Genomic DNA, 12,670 nt, shown 5'->3' on the forward strand with positions numbered 1-12,670 from the left:
ATCATGAACAATATTTCAACCGACATCCGCAAAGCTAAAACCATACTTGAACAAGATAACTTGGTAGCCATTCCTACTGAAACCGTTTACGGATTAGCCGGAAACGCCTTCAGCGAAACTGCTATCAAAAAAATATTTGAGACCAAAAACAGACCGTTGTTCAATCCGTTAATTGTTCATATACATTCCAAAGAATTACTCAATAATATAGCCGAAAATATACCGGCTAAGGCTTACCAATTGGCTGAAGCATTTTGGCCGGGTTCACTGACCTTAGTGGTAAAGAAAAAAGGGAATGTCCCTAACTTAGTTACTGCCGGGAAAAATACTGTAGCCGTTCGTGTGCCCAATCATCCGCTAACACTGTCGCTGCTGAAATTGCTCGACTTCCCCTTGGTAGCACCAAGTGCCAACCCTTTTGGGTCTATTAGCCCGACAGCAGCTGAACATGTAGCCCAATATTTTAAAGACAGCTTGCCTTTAATTTTAGATGGTGGTTTATGTGAAAGCGGCATAGAATCGACGATAATTGGGTTTGAAGAAGATGAACCTATAGTGTATCGATTAGGCGCTATTGCCATTGAAGCGATTGAAGCTGTTGTAGGTAAAGTAAAAGTAATGAACACCAATGAAGCTGCTCCCGAGGCACCGGGTATGTTGCTGAAACATTATGCGCCCAAAACCAAAACAATTTTGGTTGATGACTTAGATGACTTTCTAAATGAAAATACCTTACCTAAAATAGGAAGCATCGCTTTTTACAAAAGAACAGCAAACCCCAAAGTGATGCACCAAGAAATTCTGTCGGAGCGCAAAGACTTTAAAGAAGCGGCTGCCAACTTATATCAGGCCATGCACCGATTAGATAAAATGAACTTAAACTTAATAGTAGCCGAACGTTTTCCTGATGAAAACTTGGGAAAATCAATCAACGACAGATTAAATCGTGCTACGAAATAAACACTTATGAATTTAGATTTACTATTAGACAATTTAACCAATCCTGCCCTATTATTTTTTATCTTAGGAATTGTTGCCGCTCGTTTGAAAAGCGATTTGGAAATTCCGCAAAACACTTCCAAATTCATTTCGCTTTACTTACTTTTTTCTATTGGTTTTAAAGGCGGACAAGAGTTGGCGCATAGTCATTTTGACATGGAAATCATTTGGTCAGCCTTGTTTGGTGTTTTCATAGCCATTATAATTCCCATATATTGTTTCTTTATTTTGAAACAAAAATTCAGCGTTGAAAATTCGGGCGCCATTGCTGCAGCTTATGGTTCGGTTAGCGCCGTAACTTTTGTAACAGCTGTTTCTTTTTTAGAAATTCAAAAATACCATTACAGCGGACATATGGTAGCCATTATGGCCTTGATGGAAGCTCCAGCGATTATCGTTGGTGTCATTTTGATGAGAATGTACGATAAAAAAACAACTGTCAAAGCGAAATTAAGTCCGGTAATACGACACTCGCTCACCAACGGTAGTGTACTTTTAATCTTGGGAAGTTTGGTAATTGGCTATTTAGCCAGTGATCAACAAGCGATGGGAATCAAACCTTTTACCACCGATATCTTCAAAGGATTTTTAGCCATATTTCTGTTAGACATGGGTATTATCAGTGGTAAAAAACTGGATGTGTTTTTCAGAAGCGGCTGGTCGCCTGTGGTGTTTGCCTTTGTGATTCCACTTATCAACGGTGTGTTGGCTTCAGTAGCCAGTCAATGGGTAACTGAGGAAGTCGGCAACCGATTCATCTTAGCGATATTGGCGGCAAGCGCCTCTTACATTGCTGTCCCTGCGGCTATGAAAATAGTAGCACCCAAAGCCAATCCGGGCTTATTTCTCCCGATGGCTTTGGCGGTAACTTTTCCGTTCAATATTACTTTCGGAATGCCGATTTATTTGACCGTAATTCTAAATACGTAATGTTTTTAGTTGGAGAATTTCAAGCGATACACTTCGTCTAAATCCCCATTTGAACTCATATTTACATCTAAATCGGTCACGTAACCGGAATTCAATCCGTAAGTCCAACCGTGAAGTGTTAAGTCTTGTCCGTTGCGCCAAGCACCTTGGACGATAGAAGTTTTGGCCAAATCAAATACTTGTTCTTGTACATTAACCTCTACAAACTTGTTAAATCGCTCATCTTCATCGGTGAAAGAATTCAGGTATTCTTCGTGCAAACGATATACATCTTTGATGTGGCGAATCCAATTGTCAATCAAACCAATGGATTGATTCCCCATAGCAGCTTTCACACCACCACAACCATAGTGTCCGCATACGATAACGTGTTTCACTTTTAAAACATTAACAGCGTAATCTAATACACTTAACATATTCATATCGCTATGAATGACCATATTGGCAATGTTTCTGTGCACAAAAACTTCTCCCGGTTTAGCACCGATAATTTCATTGGCAGGAACCCGACTGTCCGAACAACCTATCCAAAGCAATGGTGGTTGTTGCCCTTTGGCTAAATCTTTAAAATATTCTTTGTCTATGGCTAGTTGAGATTCTACCCAATTTTTGTTATTGTCTAAAATCTTTTTATAAAAATCACTGCTCATGGTTATTATTGGTTAAGTGTTAAGTCTTATTGTTTAAGTACAGGTTCCATTTTGCGTTTCATTACATTGTAACGATGCTCAATAGTAACCGTGTTTTTGTTGCCCTCGGAATTCTCGAGCTTGTATGCTTTTTTAAAGCCAACTAAGGTAATATTTATATTCATTTCTTTGGCTTTAATTTTTTTAAACTCTTTAATTAAATCCAAGATATCATGAGCAATGTAAACTGTATCGGTAGCATTAATAATCACTATTGAGTTTTCAGGTATCTCATTCAGAGTGGATTTGATGGCCGATTTGTTCAAAAAAGAAACCTCCTGCGCCAAATCAATATGAATAACATCGCCTTCTTTGTATTCCTCTTTTCTAAAACGATACGCTCTTTTCGAGTTGCCTATCAATACAAACACTATGTTGACAATCATTCCCAGAGCAACACCTTTGAGTAAATCGGTAAATACCACTGCCACAAAAGTCAGTACAAAAGGAATGAATTGGTAAATCTTATCTTTTTTCCAAAAATGTTTGATCGTTTTGGGATTAGCCAATTTGTAACCTACTAACAACAATACCGCGGCCAAAGTTGCCAAAGGGATTTTATTCAACAATGCAGGAATGGCTAAAACACTTATCAGTAACAGCAACCCGTGTAGTATAGCAGACATTTTTGATTTGGCACCGGCATCACTATTGGCCGAAGTTCTCACTACTACTGAAGTCATGGGTAAACCGCCTAAAAGCGAACTGACCATGTTCCCGATTCCTTGTGCTTTTAATTCTACATTAGTATCCGTATATCGCTTTTGAACATCCATTCTATCGGCTGCTTCAATACACAACAATGTTTCTATGGATGCTACTACAGCTATGGTAGCACCTACTATCCAAACTTTAACATTGGTAAAAGCTGAAAAATCTGGTAAGATAAAAATATTTTGAAACTCTTCGAAAGAAGTCGGGACCGGCAACGTAACCAAATGTTCACCACTTATGGCTAAACTACTACCACTTCGAATAAAAAATTCATTGATTAGTATACCTACAACAACGGCTACTAAAGCCGGCGGAACCAACTTGATGCGTTTTAAAAAATCTATTTTGTTCCACCCTATCAATATGGTAAGCGAAATAGCAGTAATAATAAATGATCCCAGCTGAATGTGATCGAGTAAAGAAAATAGTTCTGTAAAGGTGTTTTGACCGTCAGATTGCACAAAAGATTCATCGCCTTCAAAATCTTTATCGTATCCGAAGGCGTGCGGAATTTGTTTTAAAAAGATAATTACACCAATACCCGCCAACATGCCTTCAATAACATTATTAGGAAAGAAATTGGATATAGAACCGGCTTTTAAGAATCCCAGTAACAACTGAATTAATCCGGCAATGAAAACAGCAGTCAAAAAAATATTGAAAGCGCCTAAATCGGTTATAGCCGTTAATACGATGGCTGTTAAACCGGCAGCCGGACCGGAAACACTTAAATGTGAGGTGCTCAAATAGCCTACAATAATTCCGCCAATCACTCCCGAAATAATACCCGAAAAAAGCGGCGCACCCGACGCTAAGGCAATTCCCAAACACAAGGGTAAAGCCACTAAAAACACCACTAAACCTGATGCAAAATCAGATTTGAGGTTTGCCAAAAGATTGATTTTTTTTGTCATTCCAATAAATTAATTTAATACACAATATCCTGCCATAGCAAGACTGAAAAACGCAGGTATTAAATTAACTCGGGCGGCGGAGAGAAAATTTCTTCCGCTACATTGTCGTGACGCGATAAATTTTCAGAAATGATTTTAGAATCCGATTGGAGTTCGGTTTCAGTAAACGGATAATCGAAACAAGTTTTTAAAGATTTCACTTCTTTGATATCCTTATGAATTTCTTCTTCGGAAAAACTGTAAAACATAGAAACATCTGTACCTTTCTTAATCAACGTCACTACAGTAGGTGTTGACAAAAAAGAAACAAAGATGACTAGTATGAATCCCGCAAGCAATTTCATGGAGTAAAATTAGTAAAGTAATTGAATTATGAGAGTCACAACAGAAAAAAAAGCAATTAAATTATCATTTCCTACAAGGTATTCCAAAATGTTGGTTGTAATTTATTGCTGTAAGTTGTTGATTTTTGTATCTAATCGTCAAAATATAATACGCATTCTTAATAAGGTAAATTGATAGTTTTTATCTTTGTATCAAATTTTACTATAAATGACCATCACACAACTAAAATATGTTTTGGCAGTAGCCGAACACAAAAACTTTACTTTAGCCGCCGAAAAATGTTTTGTAACTCAGCCTACGTTGAGTATGCAAATTCAAAAAATTGAGGAAGAATTGGGTGTTCAAATTTTCGACAGAACCAAAAAACCGATTCAACTTACGGAAATAGGATTGAAAATTGTAAACCAATCCAAGAACATTGTCAACGAAGCTGACCGAATTCAAGATATAGTAGATCAACAAAAAGGATTTATTGGTGGTGAATTTCGATTGGCCATCATTCCAACAGTGATGCCAACTTTACTCCCGATGTTCCTGAATAATTTCATCAAAAGATATCCAAAGGTTAAACTGATCATTGAAGAACTTAACACAGCTGAAATCATCACCAAATTAAAAAATGGTCATTTGGATGCAGCCATCGCTGTAACGCCATTGGAAGATGAAAAAATCAAAGAAGTTGTTTTGTATTACGAACCATTTGTGGCCTATATTCCTGAAAATCATCAATCATTTCACAAAAAAGAAATTGAAGTAAGTGATTTGAATGTGAACGAGATATTGCTGTTACAAGATGGCCATTGCTTTAGAGACGGCATTTTAAACCTGTGCAAAAACTTAAATCCGGAAGACAAAAATACTTTTCAAATACAAAGCGGCAGTTTTGAAACACTGATAAAACTGGCTGATGAAGGATTGGGCACAACCCTATTGCCTTACTTGCATACTTTGGATTTGAATGAGAAAGACCAAGCCAAGTTAAAGCACTTTACAGAACCTAAACCAGCGAGAGAAGTCAGTTTAATTTATCCGAAAAACGAACTGAAAATACACATTATTGACGCTTTACGCGCTACTATTTCTGGTGTGGTGAAAGGTGCTATTACCTTTCAAAACGTTCAAATCATCAGTCCGATACAAAAAAAATAAGGAGCCTTGCACAAAAGCTCCTTATTTCTAAACAAACTCAAAAAACTACTAATTAACAACCTTTAAACATTGTTCTAATTCCGGATGCTCCTGTGTAAAATACTGAAGCCATTTTTTTAGCTGTTCGATTTCATAAGGCAACAAATTTTTAATTGCTTTCTTCAATTCTTTAGCAAAAAGAACGGGATCAAAACTCACTCTTTCGAGTACGGATTTAGTGTAATCATATATCATTCTAGGCATAACGGTTAAGATTTGGGGTTATCTTATTGTAAGAACGTTGAGTAAAAGTAAAATAAAAATTCTATTTACACTACAAAAATTTCAAAAAAACAACGTTTAAATACCATAAACATCGATAAAATGCATTTTTTTTAATTTTTACAAAGTGTAATCTTATATTTAAATCGATAAAAATAAAAAAAGGAGCCATTTAAGCTCCTTTAGTTTTATAGGTTATTTAATACGTAATAAGCAGTGTTGCAATTCCGGCTTCTCTTTAGTGAAATTTAAAAGCCAGCGAGTTAACTCTTCCAGTTCATAAGGCAATAGAACTTTGCAAGCTTTTTCGAGTTCTTTGCAAAATAATCCGGTATCAAAACTTACTTTTTTCAACACTGATTTGGTGTGGTCTAACATGCTTTTAGACATAAAAGTAATGTATTTATAAGTTATGTATTGGGTAAGAACGATGATGAACTCAAAAATAAAAAAAGGAAATGGAGTTACTTTAAAATAAAAGTTAAAAATATCCGACTTTAATGTTAAAGTTTGAACGCCCGCAACATTTCTCGCTTTCCGGGAGCACCGGGTAACTTCTCAACTTTAAAACCAACAGCTAACATGGCGTTCTTGATTACAGAACGACAAGCATAGGTAACCAAAACACCGCCGGGTTTCATAGCTTTGTACATAGTGGCAAATACTTCCTCTGTCCACAACTCGGGTTGTACTTTAAAACCGAAAGCATCAAAATACACTAAGTCAAACTGGCTAATATCTTGAATATCCTGAAAAAACTGTTTTCTTTTGGTTAAGCTAAAAACTGGTGTTAACTGTGTAGGCTTTTCCCATTCGGCTGAATGTAACTGTTTGAATACCGCCTCGGATTCGGGCGAAATTGATGCCGCATAATTCATTTGGATTGCCTCGTCAAAAGCCACCGGATAAGCTTCTACACCAACATAATTCACAAGCTGTTCACTTTTAACGGCTTCCAAATACGTTATAAAAGCATTCAAACCGGTACCAAAGCCAATCTCTAAAACAGTAATGGGCTTTCCCTGAAAGAGAGAAAACCCATTTTTGATAAATACGTGATAAGCTTCTTGAACGGCGCCGTGCTTGGAATGATAAGATTCCTCCCATTCCGGTAGATAAATGGTTGTGGAACCGTCTTGTGTTTGGATAATTTCGCGCTTCAAAATTACTCCTTGATATACAATTTTTTTATGCGTGGAATCGGTCCGCCACATTTTTGTTGATGGCACTGAATACAAGCGTCAACTCCATTATTGAAATGCGTTTTGGCATTTTTAGGATCTTTGTAAATCAGTTCCTGAGCCTTGATAAACTTAGCGGCTTGTTCTTTGAAAAAAGCATCGTTATCTGTTTCATCAGTCATCACTGCTTTATGAATCTTCATAAAATGTTGCGGAAATTGTCCGATAGTATCTCCTTTAATGATACGCTCTTTCAACCTTTGATTGTCGACATACATTTGCTCCATCAAAGCAGCCATTTCTGACATTTGATACATTTCCAACTTTTTCTCGGTTTTAGGCTCGCACTTTTCCTCGCTGGCTTTTTCTTCTTTCTTCTGACAAGAAAGTACCGACAACGCTAAAAAGAGCAACACTAAAACAACTACTATAATTTTCTTCATAGTAGATTATTTTCTGATGTAAACACCGGTAGCCAAAAAAGAATAAGTCACTTCAGGCTTAGTAATTTTGGCTATCTCTGCAGCCGATTTGCCACCGTCTTTAGCATAGTGCTTAAGCTCGTCAACCGAAACCACATCTACAAAAGCTTTACCATAAACAATAGCTTGGCTGTTGTCGGCATTTAAAGGAACGAAAAAGCCGTAATCTTTGAATTTTACAAATGAAGTATCATCACCGGCCAAATCCATTTTCATCCAGCAGCCTTTTTTCTTGCAAACCGATTTGATATTCGATTCAAATTGAACCATGATGGTATCGCCTTTTTTAAGGTTTTTATATTTTTTAAGCATTTGTTCTTTGGTTAACACTTTTGCCACTTTGAATTTTTCACCAAAAGCAGCGTAGTCTTTGGCATTAAAAGCTTTATCAGCCGATTTGGCTTTGGACTGAGCCATTACATTGGAGCCTACGAATAACAGGCAGGCTAAAATAATTAGGTTTAATTTTTTCATGTCTTTTGTATATTAATACCACAAAAATAAACAGATTAACAATTGTTCATACAATTCGGCTAAATTATTTATTGTTTTAATGAAAAATTAAGCTGGAAAAAGGAGTAAAAAGGAGAATTTGTGAAAAAGTATTCAATATCGTTACGGGTTGCAAATCACAAATATTTTTTTATTAGTTTTACAAAAATCTAGCAACACAACTATTACCCTGACTGAAAAACTAACAAGTACTTATTTATCAAACACTTGGGTGTTTTCGACTTAAAACAACTTTATCAATGATATTAAAATCACCTTCCGAAATCGATATAGTAAAAGCTTCGTCTAATAAAATTAATGGTGTCGATTTTGAAAATTTAGCCTTCGGAAATACATTTACAGACCACATGTTGATTTGTGACTTTAAAGAAGGAAAATGGCAAAAACCAATCATCAAACCTTACGAACCTTTCCTAATTGATCCTTCTGCCAAAGTATTTCACTATGGCCAGGCTATCTTTGAAGGAATGAAAGCTTATAAAGACACCAACGATGATGTTTGGCTCTTTCGTCCAGACCAAAATTTTGACCGATTCAACAAATCGGCTGTCCGTATGGCAATGCCTGAAGTTCCGGAAAACATCTTTTTAGACGGATTAAACACTTTATTGGACATCGAAAGAGAATGGGTTAAAAAAGGACAAGGCAACAGTTTGTACATCCGACCTTTTATGATTGCCATCGGATCGGGCGTTATAGCGCAACCTTCAACACAATACCGCTTTATGATAATTCTATCGCCTGCTCGTTCCTACTACTCCGGTGAAGTAAAAGTAATCATCGCAGAACATTACAGCAGAGCGGCCAATGGTGGCATCGGAGCAGCCAAAGCAGCCGGAAATTATTCGGCTCAGTTCTATCCGCAAAAGTTGGCCCAAGAGCAAGGATTCCAACAAATCATCTGGACCGACGATGCTACGCATACCAAATTGGAAGAAGCCGGCACGATGAATGTTTTTTTCAGAATTAACGATACTTTATACACGGCACCTACCAGTGAAAGAATTTTGGATGGCGTAACCCGTAAAAGTTTAATTGAGCTGGCAAAACGAGAAGGCATTAATGTAGAAGTACGCTCGATATTGGTAGACGAATTAGTAGCCGCAGCCAAAGACGGTAGTTTGAAAGAAATTTTCGGCGCAGGAACCGCAGCTGTGGTCAACCCTATTGTAGGATTTCAATACAAAGAAGATTATTTTGAGCTTCCTAAACTGGAGCACTCATTTGCACTAGACTTAAAAGACAAATTGACCAAAATCCAATACAAAATGGCCGATGATACTTTTGGCTGGACAGTAAAGGTATAAATACAACTTTTAAACAACGAAAAAACTCTCAAATTATTGGGAGTTTTTTTTATGCAGTTTTTTTGTGTAGGATTATATCCTTCATACGTTCAAAGAAGCTTAAAATAAACTAAAAATACTGTGCAATACCGTTGCATTTGTTATAATTGTTCTAAATTTGGAATTACAAATACCACAAATAATGATTCGTTTATACCCAAATGAAGTCTTTCGAGAAGTCGAAATAGACTATCCTTTGCAGATGCGCTATGCCGTATCAAACAGAGGGAGATTAATCAGTTTTACCAACGAGTTTAGAGACGGTAGGGAGTTAAAAGGCGGCGTGGCTGACGGCTACAGAACTATGCGTTATAAGATGCGTAAGGATGGAAAAGTAACCGATAAAACACTTTACATTTACAAGTTGGTTGCCGAACTTTTTATCCCGAAAACTTCAGAAGATCAAGTGCACGTGATTCATTTAGACCACAGCCGTGATAATGATGTTGTCTCTAATTTAAAATGGGTTAACTATGAAGAAAAGTTAGTACATTATCGAAAAAGTCCGGCCGTAATCAAATCTAAACTAAAACTGATTGAACACAACATCAAATCTGACGGACGAAAACTCACGTCAACCGATGTTATTCGTTTAAAGAAAATTTTAAACAAACCCAACCGCAAAACCCGTATTAAAATACTGGCCAAGCAATTCGGCATCAGCGAAATGCAGATCCACCGTATTAAAACCGGGGAAAACTGGGGACATATTAAGGTGTAATTACCTTAATATGTCTTCAAAATTGGGTTTAAAATAGTTCGGGCCTTTCATTACTTTCCCGTCTTCTCGATAGATAGGTTTTCCGTCTTCATCGAGTTTACTCATATTGCTTCTTTGAATCTCATCAAAAACGGCTTCAATTTTGTGTTGCAAACCGTGCTCTAAAATCGTACCGCAGAGAATGTAAAGCATATCACCTAAAGCATCGGCAATTTCAACCAAATCGTTATTTTGAACGGCTTCCCAATACTCTTCATTTTCCTCTTTCATCAAATTAAAACGAAGGGTGTTTTTTTGTTCTCCCAAACAAGCTTTCATTTCCTGGCTAACGCCTAGTCCAAAAGCGGTATGAAATTCTTTAACGGCATTGAGTTGTTTTTGCATATTCTTTAAAATTTATTGACGATGCAAATTACAACAATCGGGAACATTTGAGTAAATTTGTTGAAAATTAGAAAAAAATGTTCACAACAGGTCAATTGATTTTTGCTGCTTTTTTTGTTGTTGCTTTTGTAATAGCCATGTATATCGCTTACGGACGCGATAAATCGTTGCATCAAAAAATGTATAGGGGAAGTTATAAAGTGCTGATTGGCTTCTTTTTGTTTATCGCATTATTGTTTGTTATCAAAATATACTTGAAACACTAATTTCGCTCAAGTTAATACGCCTTGAAGAAGGTCATGTTCCTTTATTAATCGACTCATGAGAATACTGAAATACCTATTCCTTTTAATTATGTTGCTCTTTATCGGAGTAACCGTTTACATTGCTACTTTGAAAGGCGACTTTAAGGTCAAACAATCCGCTGTGATTCACTCTCCTCGAGGCGTCGTATTCGACTATGTAAATGATTATAAGAATTGGGAAACTTTTGGTTCTTGGATGACTAAGGAACAGGGCATTACCTTTACCTATCCGGCAAAAACCATGGGTACGGGCGCTCAATTTTCGTGGGACAATGGTTCAGATAAAGGCTTGATGAAAACCTATTTTGCCAAAGAGAACGACAGCATCCAACAAAAAGGAAATTTTAACGGTACCACCGCCGAGGTGTATTGGAAATTAAAAGATACTGTTGGCGGTACCAAAATTACTGTGGAAGCACGCGGCAAAATGGATTTGTTAACCAAAATCAGCAGTTTCTTTAGCGGCGGGTTCAGCAGTATGGCTAACGATGCTTTGGAAAAGAGTTTCCGAAATTTGGATAAAACATTGGCGTATGAAATGAGAACATACAGCATAAAAGTCAATGGTATCATACAACGAAACTCCGGATTTTGTTTGAAACAAACGGTCACTTGTCGCATCAAAAGTTTGCCGAAAAACATCAAAATCATGATGCCGAAAATGCTTCACTTCTTTAAAAAGAACAACCTAAGCATGTCGGGCAAACCTTTTATACTATACGATCGATACGACAGAGCGAATGATATAGTTACTTTCTCAGTTTGTGCGCCGACTAGAGAACAAATATTCATTACATCAGGTAGCGAAATCACTTCGGGTGAAATTGTACCGTTCACTTGTCTCAAAACAACTTTAACGGGTGATTATTCGCATTTAAAAGAAGCTTGGACCAAAGCCGAAAATTATATCCGTGACAACGGTTACACTCCGAATTTTGCCGGAAAATATGCAGAAGTATACATCAAAACCATCGATGATGTCAAACAACCGTCAAAATGGATAACTGAAATTCATATTCCGGTTTTCCCGAAAGCAGCGCCAACGCCAACCGCTGTTGCGGTTCCGACTACTACTGCGCCAACTACTCCATCGCCAGCGCCAACTGTTACACCGTAATTTTTTTTGTATTGGAATTAAACCTTTTCACTTAACTTTATTCCAACTACCAAAAATAAAACTTTGCAAGACGAAAAGGATTTTATTGGGGAATTATTGGATCCGAGAACGCAAAATACAGCGTTTCAAAAACTCTTGCGCGAGTACCAAAGACCTTTGTACAATCATATTCGCAACATCGTTTTAAATCACGACGATGCTGATGATGTAGTGCAAAATACCTTTATAAAAGTGTTTCAAAACCTGAAAAATTTTAAAGGTGAAAGCAAACTCTTCTCTTGGATGTATCGCATTGCTACCAACGAAGCCATCACTTTTATCCATCAAAAAGCCAAGAAAAACGGCATCACCAGCGAGGCATTACAAAATAAGATAGTAGATAATCTAAAAGCCGACGTCTATTTTGACGGTAATGAGATCCAGATCAAACTGCAAAAAGCCATTGCTATTTTACCGGAAAAACAACAATTGGTCTTTAAAATGAAATATTTTGAAGAAATTAAATACGAAGATATGTCAGAGATACTCGGTACTTCCGTTGGCGCTTTGAAAGCGTCTTACCACCACGCCGTAAAAAAAATTGAAGATTTTATGAATACCCATTAAACCCTTACCGCTTA

General features: G+C 37.0%; 17 protein-coding genes. 8 read left to right on the plus strand and 9 right to left on the minus strand.

Annotation, left to right across the window (positions count from 1 at the left end; all coding sequences use genetic code 11):
* The first annotated feature begins 3 nt into the window (after positions 1–3).
* Together SK086_RS07955 and SK086_RS07960 are read left to right on the plus strand one after the other, a co-directional pair.
* A complete protein-coding gene (locus tag SK086_RS07955; RefSeq protein WP_324690812.1) occupies positions 4–960 on the plus strand; it encodes an L-threonylcarbamoyladenylate synthase in 957 nt (318 codons plus the stop codon).
* 6 nt (positions 961–966) lie between these two features.
* On the plus strand, positions 967–1,929 hold the full coding sequence (locus SK086_RS07960) for a sodium-dependent bicarbonate transport family permease (RefSeq protein WP_324690813.1): 963 nt from the start codon (positions 967–969) through the stop codon (positions 1,927–1,929).
* Between the two features lie 5 nt (positions 1,930–1,934).
* On the opposite strand, the gene can is transcribed toward SK086_RS07960, so the two are convergent.
* Genes can through SK086_RS07975 form a run of 3 tightly spaced genes read right to left on the minus strand, consistent with a single transcriptional unit; the run spans position 1,935 to position 4,590 of the window.
* The gene (gene can, locus SK086_RS07965; RefSeq protein WP_290876019.1) at positions 1,935–2,579 is read right to left on the minus strand and encodes a carbonate dehydratase; all 645 of its coding nucleotides are present in this window, start codon (positions 2,577–2,579) and stop codon (positions 1,935–1,937) included.
* 26 nt (positions 2,580–2,605) lie between these two features.
* Positions 2,606–4,246, minus strand: a complete 1,641-nt coding sequence (locus SK086_RS07970; RefSeq protein WP_324690814.1) for a SulP family inorganic anion transporter — start codon at positions 4,244–4,246, stop codon at positions 2,606–2,608.
* 59 nt (positions 4,247–4,305) lie between these two features.
* The gene (locus tag SK086_RS07975; protein WP_290876015.1) at positions 4,306–4,590 is read right to left on the minus strand and encodes a hypothetical protein; all 285 of its coding nucleotides are present in this window, start codon (positions 4,588–4,590) and stop codon (positions 4,306–4,308) included.
* 208 nt (positions 4,591–4,798) lie between these two features.
* On the opposite strand from SK086_RS07975, the gene SK086_RS07980 reads away from it, so the two are divergent.
* On the plus strand, positions 4,799–5,740 hold the full coding sequence (locus tag SK086_RS07980) for a LysR substrate-binding domain-containing protein (protein ID WP_324690815.1): 942 nt from the start codon (positions 4,799–4,801) through the stop codon (positions 5,738–5,740).
* Between the two features lie 48 nt (positions 5,741–5,788).
* On the opposite strand, the gene SK086_RS07985 is transcribed toward SK086_RS07980, so the two are convergent.
* From SK086_RS07985 to SK086_RS08005, 5 genes are all read right to left on the minus strand, one after another.
* Positions 5,789–5,983, minus strand: coding sequence for a hypothetical protein (locus SK086_RS07985; protein ID WP_324690816.1), 195 nt, complete (start codon positions 5,981–5,983; stop codon positions 5,789–5,791).
* A gap of 213 nt (positions 5,984–6,196) precedes the next feature.
* Positions 6,197–6,391: a hypothetical protein gene (locus SK086_RS07990; RefSeq protein WP_290874204.1), complete on the minus strand. Its 195-nt coding sequence runs from the start codon at positions 6,389–6,391 to the stop codon at positions 6,197–6,199.
* A 113-nt stretch (positions 6,392–6,504) separates the two neighbouring features.
* On the minus strand, positions 6,505–7,164 hold the full coding sequence (gene mnmD, locus SK086_RS07995) for a tRNA (5-methylaminomethyl-2-thiouridine)(34)-methyltransferase MnmD (RefSeq protein WP_324690817.1): 660 nt from the start codon (positions 7,162–7,164) through the stop codon (positions 6,505–6,507).
* 2 nt (positions 7,165–7,166) lie between these two features.
* Positions 7,167–7,625, minus strand: coding sequence for a hypothetical protein (locus SK086_RS08000; RefSeq protein WP_324690818.1), 459 nt, complete (start codon positions 7,623–7,625; stop codon positions 7,167–7,169).
* Between the two features lie 6 nt (positions 7,626–7,631).
* On the minus strand, positions 7,632–8,138 hold the full coding sequence (locus tag SK086_RS08005; RefSeq protein ID WP_324690819.1) for a DUF4920 domain-containing protein: 507 nt from the start codon (positions 8,136–8,138) through the stop codon (positions 7,632–7,634).
* 278 nt (positions 8,139–8,416) lie between these two features.
* Here SK086_RS08005 and SK086_RS08010 point away from each other — a divergent pair, with 278 nt between their 5' ends.
* Both SK086_RS08010 and SK086_RS08015 read left to right on the plus strand, forming a co-directional pair.
* On the plus strand, positions 8,417–9,484 hold the full coding sequence (locus SK086_RS08010) for a branched-chain amino acid aminotransferase (protein WP_324690820.1): 1,068 nt from the start codon (positions 8,417–8,419) through the stop codon (positions 9,482–9,484).
* A gap of 181 nt (positions 9,485–9,665) precedes the next feature.
* The gene (locus tag SK086_RS08015; RefSeq protein ID WP_290874189.1) at positions 9,666–10,244 is read left to right on the plus strand and encodes an NUMOD4 domain-containing protein; all 579 of its coding nucleotides are present in this window, start codon (positions 9,666–9,668) and stop codon (positions 10,242–10,244) included.
* On the opposite strand, the gene SK086_RS08020 is transcribed toward SK086_RS08015, so the two are convergent.
* On the minus strand, positions 10,245–10,628 hold the full coding sequence (locus tag SK086_RS08020; protein ID WP_290874186.1) for a nucleoside triphosphate pyrophosphohydrolase family protein: 384 nt from the start codon (positions 10,626–10,628) through the stop codon (positions 10,245–10,247).
* A 77-nt stretch (positions 10,629–10,705) separates the two neighbouring features.
* On the opposite strand from SK086_RS08020, the gene SK086_RS08025 reads away from it, so the two are divergent.
* The 3 genes from SK086_RS08025 to SK086_RS08035 all read left to right on the plus strand — a co-directional run bounded on the left by SK086_RS08025 (position 10,706) and on the right by SK086_RS08035 (position 12,656).
* Complete coding sequence (locus tag SK086_RS08025) at positions 10,706–10,894, plus strand: hypothetical protein (protein ID WP_290874183.1); 189 nt, start codon at positions 10,706–10,708, stop codon at positions 10,892–10,894.
* A gap of 55 nt (positions 10,895–10,949) precedes the next feature.
* Positions 10,950–12,050: a transcriptional regulator gene (locus SK086_RS08030; protein ID WP_324690821.1), complete on the plus strand. Its 1,101-nt coding sequence runs from the start codon at positions 10,950–10,952 to the stop codon at positions 12,048–12,050.
* 63 nt (positions 12,051–12,113) lie between these two features.
* Complete coding sequence (locus SK086_RS08035) at positions 12,114–12,656, plus strand: RNA polymerase sigma factor (RefSeq protein WP_324690822.1); 543 nt, start codon at positions 12,114–12,116, stop codon at positions 12,654–12,656.
* The last annotated feature ends 14 nt before the right edge of the window (positions 12,657–12,670 follow it).

It is taken from the genome of Flavobacterium cheonhonense (assembly GCF_035671315.1).
Classification (GTDB): domain Bacteria; phylum Bacteroidota; class Bacteroidia; order Flavobacteriales; family Flavobacteriaceae; genus Flavobacterium; species Flavobacterium cheonhonense.